This window comes from Pedobacter steynii, from assembly GCF_900103665.1.
Lineage (GTDB): Bacteria > Bacteroidota > Bacteroidia > Sphingobacteriales > Sphingobacteriaceae > Pedobacter > Pedobacter steynii.
Map to the genome: position 1 here is coordinate 134,493 of NZ_FNGY01000002.1, position 17,554 is coordinate 152,046.

Here is a 17,554-nt window from a genome sequence, read left to right on the forward strand (position 1 = left end):
ATATTTGTCCTAAGCTTATTATTTATTATTTATGGAAGTTGTTGCATACCTGGCCTCGGCGTTGATTGGTATTTCTTTGGGATTAGTTGGAGGGGGCGGGTCGATTCTGACCGTTCCTGTGCTGGTTTATCTTTTTGGAATTCCTCCTTTGCTGTCTACCTCTTACTCTTTATTCATCGTAGGATGTACAAGCTTGGTTGGTGCATGGCAGAATTATAGAAATGGCCTGGTACAGGTGAAAACGGCTTTTCTATTCGGGATCAGCTCGGTCAGCACGGTATGGCTGACGAGGAAATTCCTGATTCCTGCAATCCCTCAGCACATTGCAACATTCGACCACTTTGAGCTAACGGAAAGAATGCTGATGATGGTATTGTTTGCCATTTTGATGCTGACAGCAGCGATAGCCATGATCAGGAATGGCAAAGCCGAGGAGCCCTGTGAAAAAGCAGAAGAAAAGCTGAACTTGCCTAAGTTGCTGTTTTACGGTGTAGGAATCGGTTTAACCACCGGGTTATTGGGTGCCGGAGGCGGATTCCTGCTGATCCCAACTTTAGTGGTGCTCGTGGGCCTTCCGATGAAAGAAGCAATTGGTACTTCTCTTTTTATCATTGCACTCAACTCTTTAATTGGCTTTTCGGGCGACTTTGGCCATTTCGAGATCGACTGGTTCTTTTTGCTAAAGATTACCGCCATCGCAGTGACAGGCATTTTTGTAGGAAGTAAAATGAGTGCGAAAGTAGATAGTAAAAAGTTAAAAACCGGCTTTGGCTGGTTTGTATTATTAATGGGGACCTATATCCTCTTAAAAGAAATTCTTTAACATTATGATAGACTTCATCAGACAACCCTGGCCATGGTATTTCTCTGGCTTTATGATCGTACTGATCATGCTCATGCTGATTTTCTGGGGAAAATCATTCGGCTTCTCTTCCAATTTAAGGACCATTTGCAGTATGACAGGTGCGGGAAAGAAAGTGAAATTCTTTGATTTCAACTGGAAGGCACAACAGTGGAACCTGTTGTTTTTATTGGGTTCCATTATTGGGGGCTGGATTTCGGCCCAGTTTCTGAGCAATCCAAATGATTTGCAATTGTCGGCAAGCACGGTGGCAGATCTGAATGGCCTTGGCATCCATTTTAATGGCGCACTGAATCCGGATGAATTGTTTTCCCTTTCTGCATTGTCCAACCCTAAGACCTGGTTGCTATTGTTGTCGGGCGGAATTCTGGTTGGATTCGGTTCGAGATATGCAGGCGGTTGTACTTCCGGACATGCGATTTCCGGCTTGTCGAACTTACAGCTTCCTTCTTTAGTTGCCGTAATTGGCTTTTTTATTGGCGGATTGCTCATGACCTGGCTGATCCTTCCTATTATCCTGTAACCTTAAATCTACAGCACATGAAATCAATAAAATATATCCTTGCCGGAATCCTCTTTGGCATCGTCATGATCAAATCGGAAGCGGTATCCTGGTTCCGGATCTACGAAATGTTCCGGTTCCAGTCCTTTCAAATGTATGGCATCATCGGAACAGCAGTTGTTCTGGGCGCGATATCAGTATTTCTGATTAAAAAAATGAAATGGAAAGACGCCTCACATCTTCCGATTGTATTCAAAGATAAAGAACGGCCTTATACTAAATACCTGATCGGAGGAACGATCTTTGGCTTGGGCTGGGCTTTAACAGGCGCCTGCCCGGGACCGATGTTTGTGAACCTGGGCTATGGTTACCTGACGATGGCGATCGTTATTATAGGTGCATTATTGGGAACCTATCTATATGGACTGATCAAAGATAAATTGCCTCATTAAAGAATGTGTGACTTTCATCACTAAAAAAGTAGTCCATAATGCCCAGATTTGTGCTGACAAAGGGTTTTACGTTAAAAACAATAAAGATGATTATAGAACAATTTAAAGATGAATTTTTAGCCCATTACAGCTATGCAATAGTCAGCGAATGTGAACAAAAGATCATACTGATCGATCCTTCCCGTAATCCGGAACCTTATTATGAGTTTGCAAAGAAATTTGAAGCAGAGATCATCGGTGTAATAGAAACGCATCCTCATGCTGATTTTGTGAGCAGTCATTTGCAGATTCATCAGGATACAGGAGCAACGATATATGCACATAGTTTAACAGGCGTAGCTTATCCTTTTACACCTTTTGATGAAGGTGATGAGATCAGTTTCGGTAAAATAAAATTGAAAAGCCTGCATACCCCGGGGCATTCTCCGGACAGCATTTCCATTGTATTGGAACATGATGGCCGCGATAAAGCGGTGTTCACGGGAGACACCTTGTTTATCGGGGATTGTGGCAGACCTGATTTAAGAGAGTCGGTAGGTAACCTGCAGGCAAAAAGAGAAGAGCTGGCCAGGAAAATGTACCATTCGCTGAGAGATAAGATGATGAAATTAGCGGATGAGGTATTGGTGTATCCGGCACATGGTTCCGGAACCTTATGTGGTAAAGCATTGAGTACTGCGAACTCAAGCACGATAGGAGCTGAGAAGCTGAGCAACTGGTCTTTGCAGGAAATGACAGAAGATGACTTTGTAAAGGAGCTCATCGCTGATCAGCCATTCATTCCTAAATATTTTGGCTTTGATGTAGACCTTAACCGTAAAGGTGCAGCTGCGTTTAGCCCCCAAATGGAAAAAGTGAAGGTTTTAAATAATCTTGATGCTGAAGTGCTTGATGCGGATGTTTTAGTGGTAGATGCCCGTCCGGAAAACATTTTTAAAGAAGGACATTTACCGGGAGCGGTCAACATTGTGTATGGCAAGAAGTTTGAAACCTGGCTGGGAAGTATTGTCAGACCAAGGGAGAAATTTTACCTGACGGCTGCCGATCAGGAACAATTAGCGGAACTGATCCGGAGAACAGCAAGTATCGGCTATGAAGATTTCATCGAAGCAGCATTTGTAACCTATACGGGAGATGTGATCATGCCGGTAATGCCTTTGGAATATTTTATCAGTAATCCTGAAGCGTTCACGGTCATTGACGTCAGAAATGAAAATGAGGTTAAAAAGAAAACCATTTTCAGCGATTCGCTGAACATCCCGCTCGGGGAACTCAGGGAGCGCATCAAAGAAGTTCCTGCAGGAAAGCCGGTTGTGGTACACTGTGCAGGAGGAAGCCGGAGTGCCGCAGGAAGTAGTATTATTGCTGCTGAACTGGGTGCGGAAATTCCGGTATATGATTTAGGAGGAGCTGTCCGCGATTTTAGTTCAGCAGAAAAATAGCATTTATCAAGAGCAGACCATGGCAGTTCCCCAAAATAAAGAAGAACTTTTAAGCGCGATCCGGACAAACTATCAGAAGTTAAAAGGAGATCTGGTTAGCATCTCAGAAGATCAGGCACAAGTGCCCGAACTGGAGGGGCATGCGAAAGGTACCAAAATGACGGTGGTCAACTTGCTGTCGTACCTTTGCGGATGGGCAGAGCTGGTCTTGAAATGGCAGGAACGAAAGGAGCTTGGTTTGCCGGTAGATTTTCCGGAAAGTGGATATAAATGGAATGAGCTGGGTAAACTGGCGCAGAAATTCTATAAGGATTATGAGGGGGATAGTCTGGAAACGATTAGCGGCAAACTGGAAAATGCGGTACAGCGGATTCTGTCTGTAGTGGAGAGGAAAAGCAATGAGGCACTCTATGGTCTGGCCTGGTATGACAAATGGACGATGGGGAGGATGATCCAGTTTAACACCTCCTCCCCCTATGTTAATGCCAGAGGACGCATCCGCAAATGGAAAAAGGAAATGAAGCTGATGTGATTAAGGATCAGTGTTTTGGATTGTTGTTAACAATTTGATTACAATGGTCTTTTAAAGCTTTTACAGAAAATTTAATTAATATTGAGCGGAATCTTCAAAAAATGGGGGCTGATTCCGAAGTATGACCTTGTACACGACTTTAACCGATCATGATTTAGTTGCATTTCTGAAGGATGGTGACAAAACTGCTTTTACCGAAATTTACAATCGATATAAAGGCTTATTGTATATCCACGCCTATAACAGGTTGAGAAATCAACAGGAAGCAGACGATGTGGTTCATGAGCTTTTCGCCTCCCTCTGGACCAAAAGAGAAGAACTTTTTTTAAAGACACACCTTTCCGGATACCTTTATCAGGCGGTCCGAAACAGGATCATTGATGTCATCTCTCATAAAAAAGTTGAATCGGCGTACATCGTATCCCTTCAGCATTTTATCGACCATAGCGAAGCAGTTACGGATCACCTGGTGAGAGAAAATGAATTGACTGCCCTGATTGAAAAAGAAATCAGCGCCTTACCACCCAAGATGAAAGAGGTTTTTGAATTGAGCAGAAAAGCGAACCTCTCCCACAGAGAAATTGCCAGCAAGCTGGAACTGTCCGAAATGACCGTTAAAAAGCATGTTAACAATGCGTTGAAGATCCTTAGAAGCAAGTTTGGCCTGATCAGCTTTCTGATTTATCTCGGCCATCATTAAATTATTGAAAATATTTTCATTTTCTTTTACGCCCTAAGCCCGGGCTAGCCGTCTATATCCTAATTAGCGGATAAAGCTCATGGAGGCAAAAGAATTACTAGAGAAATACAGGACGGGAAATTGTACAGCTGCAGAAAAAGCAATTGTAGAAACGTGGTATCTGAAGTTTGAACAGGAGGAGGGCAATTTGCTTTCCGATACTCAGCTCAGCGATGCAACTGACCGCATCTGGAATAGCATGCCGATTCATGAGACAGAGGTCCTGCCTATGAGAAAACGTAGCCTTTGGCCTGCAATTGGGGCCGTCGCCGCAGTTGTATTGATGGGGTCTCTGGCTTTGTATTTCTTCAATCCTTCCCGTTTAAATCCGTCAAAAGAACAATTGTCAAAAGTAAATCCGGCAGCACAACCGGTGATTCTTCCAGGGGGCAATAAAGCGGTACTCACCCTTGCCGATGGCAAACAAATTACGCTTGATGGAGCTGGAAATGGCAAACTTGCAGAACAGCCTGGCATCACGATTACCAAAACTAAAGACGGTCAGCTGGTGTATACCGCTTCTTCTTCGGCAGTTGCCGCTAAAGGACCTGCAATGAACATGATCGCGACCCCTAAAGGGGGACAGTATCAGGTTAACCTGCCGGATGGAACAAAAGTATGGCTTAATGCGGCTTCCTCTCTTCGCTATCCTACGGCATTTACTGCCGGGGTACGTCAGGTCAGCTTAACGGGAGAAGCGTATTTTGAAGTGGCTAAAGTACGCACTGAAATGCCTTTTAAAGTGTTAACAACGACGCAGACGGTAGAAGTGTTGGGTACGCATTTTAACGTCAATTCCTATACGGATGAGCCAGCTATAAAAACAACTTTACTGGAAGGTGCAGTTAAAGTGATGAGCCCCTCAGCAGCTGTAAAAGAATTGATCCTGAAACCGGGACAGCAATCGGTATTGCGCGGAGACCGCCTCAATGTAGCGGAAGTGAATGAAGACGAAGTCATCGCCTGGAAAAATGGCATGTTCAGATTCAGAGATGCAGACCTGCAAACAGTAATGCGGTCTGTTGCCAGATGGTATGATGTACAGGTGAATTATGAAGGTACATTGCCGGTAAGACAATTCTCAGGGGAGATCCACCGCAACATCAATTTATCGGAAGTACTGGACATCCTCAGCTTCTTTAAAGTGCATTTCAGAGTAGATGGAAAGACCATCACCGTCACAAAATAGACCAACTTATAAATACCAAACCATACTCACCAAGCAAACAAAAAAAGAAATGGAAAGAAAACTACGAAAAGACTGATCCCAGGTCAGGGTAATTCAACAAGGCGTGGTGTTTCCTGATGGAACCATCAGCCGATAAAAAAACCGCAGAAGTGTTCGAGCACAACTGCGGAATATCTGAGTTAACCCTTCCCGGTAAAATCCGGGACAAAACAATCTTGCGAACTATTTACTGTATTAACCCAAACATTACAAAAGTATGAATTTTAATGCTATTACTACAGCTATGTCCAAGGCATGGCTGCCTCCTAAATTGCTACTTATTATGAAGTTGACTTCCATCTTATTGTTCCTGGCCCTGATGCAGGCCAGTGCAAAAGGATACAGCCAGATCAGCCTGAAGGAAAAAAATGCGCCTTTGGAAAGGATTTTGGAATCCATTAAGAAACAAACCGGATATGTCTTTTTTTACGACAATAATGATATCCGCCAGACCAGGATTTCTATCGAAGTGAGAAATGCCTCACTGGAATCTGTTTTAAACGAATGTTCAAAGGTACTCCCGCTAACTTTTAAGATCGTTGGCAATAATGTATTGCTCAGAAGAAAAGAGCTGGAGCCGACAAAATCTGAAGGAAACATCCAGACGATGGTGTTAAAAGGAAAGGTGATCGATGAGACGGGCTTGCCTCTTCCAGGTGTGAGCATCCAGTTGCATGCGGAAGGTTTTAAACAAAGCACCCAGACAAATTCAGCTGGAGAATATGCTTTTAACCTTTCAAAAGCAGGTAAATATCAGCTGACGGCTACATTTATCGGTTATGAAAAACAGATCGCTGTTATTGAGGTTTCAAAAGGAGATGTACTAAAGAACATCACTTTAGTTCCTTCTAACCAGGATCTTGCTGAGGTAATGGTCGTTGCTTATGGTACGCAGACTAAAGCGTCCTTTACAGGATCTGCAAAAACACTGAAATCTGATGTTTTGAATGGAAGCCCAAGGGCGAGTATTCAGGAAACTTTGCAGGGAAATGTAGCGGGTTTGGTTTCTTCAAACGGTTCTGGTCAGCCGGGAGCTGTTCCTAATGTGAGGATTCGTGGTATTGGTTCGGTAACTGCCGGAAGTGGTCCGCTATATGTAGTGGATGGAATTCCTTTGGAATCAGGACAGATCAATAGCCTGAACAATTTCGATGTGGAAACGGTAACGGTTTTAAAAGATGCTTCTGCAGCTTCCATCTATGGATCAAGAGCGGCAAATGGAGTGATCTTAATTACGACTAAAGCGGGTGCATCTGGTAAAACTGTGATTACAGCCTCTGCACAGACAGGTGCAAATAATGTGACGAATATCAAAGGTCATAAACCTTTGAATACTAATGAAATGCTGGAGCTGCTAAAAGAGGGTTGGACAAATAAACCAAAAGACAATGACCTTGCACTTTATGAGAAGGAATTGAAAGATAATGCGATAGATCCGACCATAAATACAGATTGGTTTGATCTGTTGACGAGAACAGGAAACCATACTCAGCTGGACCTTTCTGCAAGTGGTGGTACGGAGAAAACTAAGTTTTATGTTTCCGGAAGTCATTATATTGCTAAAGCTGCTTTATTGGGTAGCGAATTTACCAGAAGTACCGGTAACTTAAGACTGAGCAATCAGGCCACAGAAAACCTTTCATTTAATGGTGGGATTCAAATCAACTATCGCCATACCGAAGGTCAGGCCGATGGGGGAACATTTGGAAACCCTGTTCGTATGTATACCATTTATCAGCCTTGGTTAAGGGCGTATAATGATGATGGTACTTATGATTTCAGTTATTTTAACCGCTACAATCCGATGGCGCAGGTGCTGGAGAGTTTTGATAAGAGAGATGCTTATGGTATGCTGGGTAATTTCCTGGCAAAATATCAGATTATCCCTTCTTTGTCTATCGAAAACCAATCGAACATCAGCTTCGGTTATGATGAACGTCTGGAATATAATAAATCTGGTGTGGGTACTTCGCGTACGGACGGAGGAAGAGCAACTTCTTCAACGGCCCGTGCAACGAATTGGGTAAATACCACGATTCTTCGTTTCAGTGAGACTTTTGGCGAATTCGGCGTTAAAACTTACCTGGGTTATGAGGCACAAAAAGTAGTGAACGTAGGTAATAGTGTAACTAAAAAGAATTTCCTGCCAAACACTTATACATTGGACAATGCCTCGATTTTGTCTGATGGAGGATCCTTCGGTACAGACAATACGCTGAATTCGGTGTTCTTAAATGCTTCGGTAGATTATCAGTCAAAATATTATTTGAGCGCTTCTGCACGTCGTGATGGTTCTTCCCGCTTTGGCTCTGCAAAGAGATGGGGTAATTTCTGGTCTGTAGGTGCCTCATGGAACCTGAGCAGGGAAAACTTTATGGCAGGACAAGAGGTGATTTCTGATTTGCGTTTGAGAACGAGTTATGGGGTGAATGGAAACCAGGATGTTGATAATTTTGTTTCCCGCGCTTTATATAGCAGTTCAAGCTATGACAATGCACCTGGTCTGGTTTTCTCTAATTATGGAAATAACCTGCTGACCTGGGAGAAAAATAAGCCTTTTAATGTTGCCATGGATTTCGGTGTACTGAACAACAGGCTGACTGGTACTTTCGAGTATTATACACGGGCAACTTCAGAGTTGTTATTGAGGAGACCAATATCGGCCACAAACGGATTGACAGGTTATATGGATAATATTGGTGCCATGAAGAATACAGGACTGGAACTGGAACTGAACAGCATCAACTTTAAGCCTGAAAATAATGGTTTCGGATGGACCACCGGTTTCAATATCTCTACCATGAACAACAAGGTGACTAAGTTGGAAAGTCCTATTGTTTCAGGCGTATACAACCGCTTTGAAGGTGGTGATTTCTACCAGTTGTATATGGTGGGCTATGCTGGTGTTGATCCTGCTAACGGAGATGCTTTATGGTATACTGATGGTACGAAAACAAAAACAACGAATGACTATGGTTCTGCTGCTCCCTTCAATCAGGGAAGTGCATTGCCGGATTTCTTTGGTGGTTTAACAAATACGTTTACTTATAAAGGTTTCTCTTTAAGTTTCCAGCTGAACTTTAATTTCGGAAATAAGGTGTACGACAATTATGGAGCAACGAGTGCTTCTGATGGTTCAGGCGGTTTTGCACCTACCACAAAGATGACGCGCTATGCTTATGAAAACAGGTGGCGTAATATTGGCGATATAACCGATCAGCCTAAAATGGTGTTCAATGGAACGCAGTCAGGCAGTTCCGGACAAACTTCTTCGCGTTTCCTTTATAATGGTGATTATATCCGTCTTCGCGATGTATCTCTTGGTTATCAATTGCCAATGAGCTGGATTAAACATGCGAAACTTTCAAGTGCCAGGATTTATTTCAGAGCGAACAACCTGTATACTTACATCAAGGATAAACGCATCAGCTTCGATCCTGAGGTAGGAATAGATGGTCTTGCCGATAAAAATGTACCGGTTTATAAAACGGCACTTCTGGGTCTTGATCTTAAATTTTAAAAACAGTTAAGCAGAAAACGATGAAACATTCATATAAAATATTACCACTACTGATGGTGGCTTTATCCTTTGGTTCTTGTAAAAAGGAATTTCTTGAAATTGATCCGCAACAACAAACAGCAGTTGATTTGGTGGTAGTTGATTTACCAACCACAAAAGCTGCGGTAATGGGTACTTATGGACTCTTGCAAAGCGTGGATTATTATGGACGTACGTTTACCGTGCTGCCAGATCTGATTGCGGATAATATGTACATCAGCAGAAAGAATTCTAAAAGGTATATCACCTACGATCAATACATCACCACGACAAATGATGGCAGTGCTTCGGGTGCCTGGGAACGGGGATACCAGACGGTGGTAAACAGCAATATCATTATTGCTAAAGGAGAACAACTGGTGGTTCCTGAGACTCAGGCGGCGGAAATGAAGCACCTGATCGGTGAAGCATATACGTTAAGGGCATTGGCACATTTTGATTTGCTGCGTTTATTCGCAGCACCCTATAATGCGACAGCTGATGCAAGTCACCTTGGCGTACCGGTGGTGATCAAAAGTGGAACGAGTAAAGAAGATGTAATCTCTCCTAAGCGGAATACGGTGAAAGAAGGGTATACCCAGATTGTAGCGGATTTGCAGAAAGCAATCAGCATACTTCCGGCAACTGCCCCGGTAGGTTTTTCAGCGTCAAACAGAGGACATATTACACATTATGCAGCAAAAGCGCTTCTTGCAAGGGTATATTTATATATGGGCGACTGGGTAAACGCAGAAACGATGGCAACAGATGTGATTGCGGCCAATAAGTATACGATGTTGAGCAATGCCAATTATGTAACCGGCGCTACCAATTTCAGAACGCAAAACAATGCTGAGGCTATTTTTGAAGTACAGTATACGGCTACAAATAACCTGGCACAGAATGCGTTGTCGAGCTTTCTTTTACAGGGCGCAAGTTATGGCGATGGCCTGGCTACAGACGAACTGTACAACTTATACAAGAGTACCGATGTGCGCAGAGGCTTTATGGCGAAAAGTAAAAGAAGTGGCAGTGGGGGTGAAGATCCTGCTTTCGTGATTACGAAGTATAATAATATCTCTACTTACGAAGAGGGTGTAAAAGTAATCCGCTTGTCGGAAGTCTATCTGATCCGTGCGGAAGCAAGAGCTAAACAAGGTGGAAAAGACGCCGTTGCAGCACAGGATTTAGATGTGGTGGCAAAACGTGCAGATGCAACGGCAGCAACAACTACAGCAACCGGACAGGCTTTACAAGACCTGATCCTTATTGAAAACCGTAAGGAGTTTGCCTTTGAAGGACACCGTTTATTCGACCTTACCCGTCATAAATTAGCTTTTACCAAATACCGTACAGGTGGACTGACGATTCCGGTTTCTAATAATTCATTAAGGACTGTTTTGCCGATCCCTTTGTCGGAAATGAACGCAAACCCGAATATGGAACAAAATGAAGGTTATCTAAATAACAAATAAGATATGAATTTACTGACGGTGGTATTGCCCCTCCTGATTAATGGCCTGGTATTTCAGGCTGACCCTAAGGAGGAAAAGAAAAAAAATGAAAATGACGGGCCTTATGTGGTGTATCAGAAGGATCAGATCGTAGTCAGGAATATTGTATCGGAAGATAGCATCAGGAGGGTAAAGGTCTCGACCTTTACCCTTAAAGAGAAATCTGCTGTTCCTTTAGAAGTGCAGTTTTCGGATCATCCGGAATGGAATTTCTCCGTAAAAATGCAGCGTAATCTTAAAAATGAACCTTCAGAATTTAAACAACCGGATAAGTTACTGGCACTTTCAGATATTGAAGGAGAGTTTGAAGCGTTCAGAAAGCTGTTGCTGGCCAATAAGGTGATGGATGAGCAGTACAACTGGATTTTTGGTAAAGGACATCTGGTGATCTGCGGTGATTTATTTGACCGTGGTCAGGAAGTATCCGCCACGATTTGGCTGCTTTATAAGCTGGAACAAGATGCGAAAGCAAAAGGAGGATACCTGCATACGATTCTTGGAAATCATGACATCATGAACCTAAGCGGAGATCTGCGTTATGTGAAACCGAAATACTTTGAAAATGCCAAACTGATGGGCCTGGATTATAAAGAGTTGTACGGCCCGGATACAGAACTTGGGCGTTGGCTGAGGAGTAAAAACCTGATTGAGAAGATTGGCGAAAACCTTTGTATGCATGCAGGGGTTGCACCGGTGATCAATACGCTGGGTATGGGGCTTCAGGAAATCAATACCAAATGCCGTCCATTTTATGACAAGGCAAAAAACAAAGAGCTGTTTACAGATCCTGTGATTAAAAAATTCTTTGATGGTACGCGTTCTTCGTTATTCTGGTACCGGGGGTATTTTGTAGAGCCAAAAGCAACTGAAGCTGAAGTAGAGGAAACACTGGCACTGTACCAGGTGAAAACGATTATCGTTGGCCATACGATTACGGAATCCAACGTAGGTTTTTATTACAAAGGGAAAGTTTTGGGAATAGATGTTGACCAGCACAATGGTAAACACGAAGGTGCATTATTTGAAAATAAAGCCTGGTATAAGGTCAACACCACTGGAAATAAGTTACCCTTACCGAAAGAATAAAGCCCAGGGCTTAATGATAAAATAAAAGCTGTCCGCAGGAATTGTCGTTCCAGCGGGCAGCTTTTTGCGTTAATTATTGATTTAATTATTGTATTACAGAAATAATAATGTTATTTTTAATGTAACAAATGAAAGGAAAACCGGATCAATACGTTCTCCTACATAATCTTCAGCAGCTCTTCAACAAAAAGAGTTGCTGATTTTTTTCTAAATGCACCCTTCTGCCACATGATGAATGCTTCTTTATGTAACTCCTTTCCGATGATTGGAATGGCGACGAGGTTTTTCCAGCCACTAATGGCTTTCTCGCTAATAATGGTTACCCAATTGCCGGTGTCGACCAGTGAAAGTAAGGAATGGGTGTCGTTCATCTCGATTTTAATGTTGGGTATAATGTTGTTCTTTTTGAAGATCTGATCGAGCATATCTCTGGAGCTGAATCCTTTGTTGGCCAATACCATCTCCGTTTGTCCCAGGTCCTTTAAAGAAATCTTCCCAAGCTTTGCCATGGGGTTATCCTTAGAGGTGACCATCTTAATTCTAGAGGTAAACAATAATTGCATATCTAATCCTTCATTGTCGGATTGTTCATGAAAAGCAAGGATGAAGTCCAGGTCTGCGTTTTTTAACCGGACCTCCAGCTCGCCGGCTATACCGGATTCTATATGGAGCTTGATGCCTGGATATTTCCTGGAAAAAGGAGTGAGGAAGGGGAGGAGCAGGGAACTGAAAGCATAAGTAACACCAATCCTGAGCTCGCCGTTCAGCAGGTTGTTTAATTCAAATATGGCCTGCTTTGACTTTTTAATTTCTATCAAGATCTCCCTGGCATGGTTTAAAAACAATTTTCCTGCTTCGCTCAGCTGCACATGCTTGCCGATCCGGTCAAAGAGTGGCATTCCCAGTTCTTCTTCCAGTTGTTTGATCTGCTGTGATAAGGTCGACTGTGTCACAAAACATGCCGCGGCAGCATCGGTGAAATGGAGCAGCTCTGCTGCCTTAATAAAATAATTCAGTTGCCTAAATTCCATAAATCAATCGTTTAAACTAATCAATATCATTAAAACTATCAATTTTACAAATATATAGTTAATGCCGAAATTTGAGCCATCACATCAATAAATCCTATGGCATTATTCAGATCCCTCAAATCGCGCAACTTCAAACTGTTTTTTTACGGGCAATCCATCTCCCTGATCGGAACATGGATGCAGAAGACGGCGGTGAGCTGGCTGGTGTATCAACTTACAGGATCGGCCTTGTTATTAGGAGTAGTGGGCTTCGTTAGTCTAATTCCATCCCTGTTGCTTTCTCCATATGCAGGAAGCCTGGTCGACAGACATAACCGCTACCGGATTCTGGTGATTACCCAGGTGGCGTCGATGATGCAGGCAGGGGCATTGGCAGGGATCATCTTTTTTGGCTATCATAATATATTGTTGATCATCCTGCTGAGCCTGATCCAGGGGATCATCAATGCTTTTGACATGACCTGCCGCCAATCACTGATGGTGGAAATGGTGGATGATAAGGAAGATCTTCCCAATGCCATCGCACTGAATTCTACGATGGTGAACTTCGCCCGTATCGCCGGACCGGCAGTAGCGGGAATCATCCTGAGTGCCTTCGGTACAGATTTCTGTTTCATTGGGAACTTCCTGAGTTATATTCCGGTGCTGATCTGTTTGTTTATGATGAAACTCCAGATCACGGTGATGCCTAAATCTGAGAAAAGTATCTGGGCAGAGCTGGAGGAGGGCTTTAAATATGTATCCGGAGATAAAGACCTTAGCAGTATGATCCTTATGCTGGGCATGAGCAGCCTGTTTGTGATGCCTTTTAATACCTTGATGCCAATGTTCGCAAAAGACATCTTTAATGGTGATGCCAGGACTTTCAGCTGGTTTGAAAGTGCGGCTGGTCTGGGTTCTATCGGGAGTGCCATCTATCTGGCTAACCTGAAAAATAATAGTGGCCTGATCAAAATGGTGGCCATCGCAGGCGCAATCCTTGGTGGAAGCCTGTTGTTTCTGGCTTATGCCCCACAGCTGCCATTCGCCTTGTTCTTCATGACACTGGCAGGGGTAGGGATGATGGCGCAGACTTCCGCGATCAATACTTATATACAAACACATTCCATTCCGGAGATGCGTGGTAGGGCGATCAGCTATTATGTGATGGCGTATCAGGGCATTATCCCAATCGGCAGCCTGCTGATCGGTTGGGCAGCAAACCTGATTGGTCCAAGGCCGGCAATCTTTATTGAAGGAACGATCGGCATCATGGCAACAATTGCCTTTATCATTTACAGGAGCAAATATTCCCAAAGAAAGACGGTTAGCTTGTAAATCCTGCCCTATTACTGATCCCAATTCCTTAACTTTGGAGTATCACTAACTAATTTATTATATTATGAAAAAAACAGTTTATCTGTTGCTGTGTGCATTGGTGTTTTCCTTTGCGAATACAGTTAAAGCAGATGAAGGGATGTGGCTCCCGATGCTGATAGGAAAGAACTATGAGCAAATGAAGAAACAAGGCTTTAAGCTAACAGCAAAAGACCTGTACAATGCAAATGGTTCCAGCCTTAAAGATGCCATCGTTCATTTCGGTGGTTTCTGTACTGGTGAGATCGTTTCAGATAAAGGACTGATCTTTACCAATCACCACTGTGGTTATGATGCAATCGCCTCTAACTCTACCGCTCAAAATAACATTCTTGACAATGGTTTCTACGCAAAGAACTATGGTGAAGAAAAACCTATTGACGGCTTATTCGTGCGTTTCCTGTTAAAAATGGAAGATGTAACGGCGAAAGTTGAAGCAGCTACCAAAGGACTGAAAGGTGCAGAGAAAGCTTCAAAAATGACCGAAGCATTTACTGCTATTTCTAAAGCTGCGGTAACGGGCCCAACGATCGAAGCAAACGTAAAAGACTTTTATAAATCAAACCAGTTTATCCTGTTTGTTTACGAACGCTTTGATGATGTTCGCTTAGTAGGAGCACCTCCTCAGAATATTGGTAAATTTGGTGGCGATACTGATAACTGGGAATGGCCACGTCAGACAGGTGATTTCTCTGTCTTCAGAGTATATGCCGGTAAAGACAATAAACCTGTAAAATATAGTACTGAAAACGTTCCTTATGCACCTAAAAAATTCCTTCCGGTTTCAATCAAAGGAGTGAAAAATGGCGACTTCTCTATCGTTTATGGCTACCCTGGCCGTACAGACAGATACCTGACTTCTTATGGTGTAGATCTGGCGACTGAAAAAGTAAGTCCCACGATCGTTAAACTACGTGATATCCGCCTGAAAGCCTGGAAACAGGAAATGGATAAAAGCGTAGATACCCGCCTTAAATTGTCTTCACAGTACGCAAACATCGCGAACTACTGGAAATATTTTATCGGTCAGACGGAACAGTTGAAAAGACTTAAAGTCGCGGACGCTAAAAGAAAAGAAGAAAAAACATTTACGGAATGGGCAGCTCAGAAAACTGAATTTGCCGGCCTGATGGACCAATATGCTCAAATCTATAAAGACATCGATCCGATCTCTGTACAACGTACTTATATCAATGAAGGCTTTATGGCTTCAGGATGGGTACCAAGTGCGATTGGTATCGGTCGCGCATGGTCTGCCATGGATCAGAAAAAAGGGGATGCTGCCTTCGCTGAAAAAGTGAAAGCAGGAATCAATACCACCATCGCTGGTTACGAAGAAACTTATGTGGAAGCTGCTGATAAAAAGATCTTCGCCAAGATCCTTGCTTCCTTCTATAATGATATCCCAACAAAATCACAACCTAAATTCTTCGCAGAAATTGCAGAGAAATACTGGACCGGAAACCCGGAAACAACTTTCGAGAAGTACGCAGATTACCTGTGGGAAAATAGTAATTTCATCAAACCGGAGAAGCTAAAGAAATTTATCGCTTCAAACCCAAGTCTTGATGCCATCAAAGCAGATCCAGGATATAAATATGCGGTAAACCTGCTTCCTGCAGATTATGTAAAAGCAAACTTCGGTTCTTTAGTGGCTGATTTTGAATCTAAAAAAGCAGAACTGGATAACCTTTACCTAAAGGCAATCCTGGAGAAAAATGCCGGAAAAATCATGTATCCTGATGCAAACTCTACCATGAGGTTGTCGTACGGAAATGTACAGGACTACGCTCCAAAAGACGGTATGTCGTATAAAACGACGACCACAATCGAAGGAATCATGCAAAAGTATGTTCCCGGTGATAGTGAGTTTGACCTTCCTGCAAACCTGATCGAAAACTACAACAAAAAGAACTTCGGCCAATATGGTAACGATGGTACTTTAACGGTAGGATTTATTACCAATAATGACATCACCGGTGGTAACTCCGGTTCCCCTGTGATCAATGGTAATGGTGAATTGATCGGTCTTGCTTTCGATGGTAACTGGGAAGCAATGAGTGGTGATATCGCTTTTGATAAGAAGTTTAAAAGAACGATCTGTGTAGATGTACGCTATGTATTGTGGTGTATTGATGTATTGGGTGGTGCTAAAAACATTATTGACGAATTGGATATCAGAAGAGATGGCGTAGCTCCTAAGAAAGCTGCTGCAAAAAAATAAAAGTAAAAAATTGTTCCTCTTTGAAGGCTCGGATCTTTGCTGAAGGGCAAATCTCCTAAGGCCTTCAAAGAGGAACAATTTTTTTGGGAAAAGAGAAATCCTGCTCCAAATTAAGGGTTTTGCAGGGTTTCAAATTATCCGGATCATTACTGATGATAAATAATAAATGCCTCCTTTTTAGGGGGCATTTGTTGTTTTGAAGAAAAAATCCTGTTTCAGGTTATGGGGTTGGATTGTTTTGTCTTAAACCTGCTTTGTTTTGCGCGCTGTCTGCAATTGTTTAACTTAGGTAGACAGACTAATTTATCTACTTATGAAAAAGATCTATTTCTCACTGCTCATACTGCTTTGTGTTGGAATGAGTGCATGTAAACAGGAATTGTTAAAGGTTGATGTTGAAAAGACCTTTGTGGAGACTAACGTTAAGCCACCTGATAATCCAATGATGGGCAATAAGTTTATCCTAACACTTCGACCGGATGGAAAGGCTGGAATTCTGACTGGTGGCGATATCATGCGTCAGGGAACTTATAAAATCGACGGTTCTTCTTTGGTGGTAGAAGAAGAAAAAAACACGTATAAATTTGAAATTCTAAGTGCAACTGAACTGAAAAAAGTAGATAATGGTGCCATATTGAAACTGGAGTAAATAAAGCTTTTTTGCTATAAACAGAAAAAGGATTGAGCATAAAGCTTGATCCTTTTTTTATTGCATTTTATGCTGTTTGCTGGAGAAATGAGCTGTATCCTACTGGAAGAATGGCTGTGTCTTGCCGGGAAAATGAACTGAATCCTACCGGAGAAACGAATTATATCCTGCTAAACAAATACCTGCATCCTGCTTTATAACTCCCGGTGGGAATGAGCAATATTACTATAAAAAAGAATGCGTTCTCAGAAAAGGCCTAGAAAGCTTTGCGCCCTTCAGCGCAAGGTTTTCAGCCTTTGAAGAGTAATGCTTCTTTTTTAATACTTAATTTTAGGGAGAGAGAACTATAATTTAGGCAGAGAGAACTATAAGAAACAGCAAAAAAAAGACCGGCCATTA

General features: G+C 42.6%; 15 protein-coding genes. 14 read left to right on the forward strand and 1 reads right to left on the reverse strand.

Annotation, left to right across the window (positions count from 1 at the left end):
- The first annotated feature begins 31 nt into the window (after positions 1–31).
- The 10 genes from BLQ87_RS04935 to BLQ87_RS04980 all read left to right on the forward strand — a co-directional run bounded on the left by BLQ87_RS04935 (position 32) and on the right by BLQ87_RS04980 (position 11,895).
- Positions 32–823 (forward strand): sulfite exporter TauE/SafE family protein, encoded by a 792-nt coding sequence (locus BLQ87_RS04935; protein WP_074605050.1) that lies wholly within the window; start codon positions 32–34, stop codon positions 821–823.
- A gap of 4 nt (positions 824–827) precedes the next feature.
- Positions 828–1,385, forward strand: coding sequence for a YeeE/YedE family protein (locus tag BLQ87_RS04940; protein WP_074605051.1), 558 nt, complete (start codon positions 828–830; stop codon positions 1,383–1,385).
- 17 nt (positions 1,386–1,402) lie between these two features.
- Entirely contained in the window at positions 1,403–1,816 is a 414-nt protein-coding gene (locus tag BLQ87_RS04945; protein WP_074605052.1) for a DUF6691 family protein, read from the forward strand.
- 86 nt (positions 1,817–1,902) lie between these two features.
- Positions 1,903–3,258: an MBL fold metallo-hydrolase gene (locus tag BLQ87_RS04950; RefSeq protein WP_074605053.1), complete on the forward strand. Its 1,356-nt coding sequence runs from the start codon at positions 1,903–1,905 to the stop codon at positions 3,256–3,258.
- Between the two features lie 19 nt (positions 3,259–3,277).
- Complete coding sequence (locus BLQ87_RS04955) at positions 3,278–3,790, forward strand: ClbS/DfsB family four-helix bundle protein (protein WP_074605054.1); 513 nt, start codon at positions 3,278–3,280, stop codon at positions 3,788–3,790.
- A gap of 121 nt (positions 3,791–3,911) precedes the next feature.
- On the forward strand, positions 3,912–4,490 hold the full coding sequence (locus BLQ87_RS04960) for an RNA polymerase sigma factor (protein WP_074605055.1): 579 nt from the start codon (positions 3,912–3,914) through the stop codon (positions 4,488–4,490).
- 79 nt (positions 4,491–4,569) lie between these two features.
- Positions 4,570–5,718 (forward strand): FecR family protein, encoded by a 1,149-nt coding sequence (locus tag BLQ87_RS04965; RefSeq protein ID WP_074605056.1) that lies wholly within the window; start codon positions 4,570–4,572, stop codon positions 5,716–5,718.
- Between the two features lie 322 nt (positions 5,719–6,040).
- A complete protein-coding gene (locus BLQ87_RS04970) occupies positions 6,041–9,277 on the forward strand; it encodes a SusC/RagA family TonB-linked outer membrane protein (protein ID WP_172664846.1) in 3,237 nt (1,078 codons plus the stop codon).
- 20 nt (positions 9,278–9,297) lie between these two features.
- On the forward strand, positions 9,298–10,770 hold the full coding sequence (locus tag BLQ87_RS04975) for a RagB/SusD family nutrient uptake outer membrane protein (protein ID WP_074605058.1): 1,473 nt from the start codon (positions 9,298–9,300) through the stop codon (positions 10,768–10,770).
- Positions 10,771–10,773: 3 nt separating this feature from the next.
- Complete coding sequence (locus tag BLQ87_RS04980) at positions 10,774–11,895, forward strand: metallophosphoesterase (RefSeq protein WP_074605059.1); 1,122 nt, start codon at positions 10,774–10,776, stop codon at positions 11,893–11,895.
- A gap of 158 nt (positions 11,896–12,053) precedes the next feature.
- On the opposite strand, the gene BLQ87_RS04985 is transcribed toward BLQ87_RS04980, so the two are convergent.
- On the reverse strand, positions 12,054–12,926 hold the full coding sequence (locus tag BLQ87_RS04985; RefSeq protein WP_074605060.1) for a LysR substrate-binding domain-containing protein: 873 nt from the start codon (positions 12,924–12,926) through the stop codon (positions 12,054–12,056).
- A gap of 96 nt (positions 12,927–13,022) precedes the next feature.
- On the opposite strand from BLQ87_RS04985, the gene BLQ87_RS04990 reads away from it, so the two are divergent.
- From BLQ87_RS04990 to BLQ87_RS33690, 4 genes are all read left to right on the forward strand, one after another.
- Positions 13,023–14,243: an MFS transporter gene (locus BLQ87_RS04990; RefSeq protein WP_074605061.1), complete on the forward strand. Its 1,221-nt coding sequence runs from the start codon at positions 13,023–13,025 to the stop codon at positions 14,241–14,243.
- 64 nt (positions 14,244–14,307) lie between these two features.
- On the forward strand, positions 14,308–16,506 hold the full coding sequence (locus tag BLQ87_RS04995; RefSeq protein ID WP_074605062.1) for a S46 family peptidase: 2,199 nt from the start codon (positions 14,308–14,310) through the stop codon (positions 16,504–16,506).
- A gap of 313 nt (positions 16,507–16,819) precedes the next feature.
- Positions 16,820–17,155 (forward strand): hypothetical protein, encoded by a 336-nt coding sequence (locus tag BLQ87_RS05000; RefSeq protein ID WP_074605063.1) that lies wholly within the window; start codon positions 16,820–16,822, stop codon positions 17,153–17,155.
- Positions 17,156–17,187: 32 nt separating this feature from the next.
- Positions 17,188–17,355, forward strand: coding sequence for a hypothetical protein (locus tag BLQ87_RS33690; protein WP_172664845.1), 168 nt, complete (start codon positions 17,188–17,190; stop codon positions 17,353–17,355).
- The last annotated feature ends 199 nt before the right edge of the window (positions 17,356–17,554 follow it).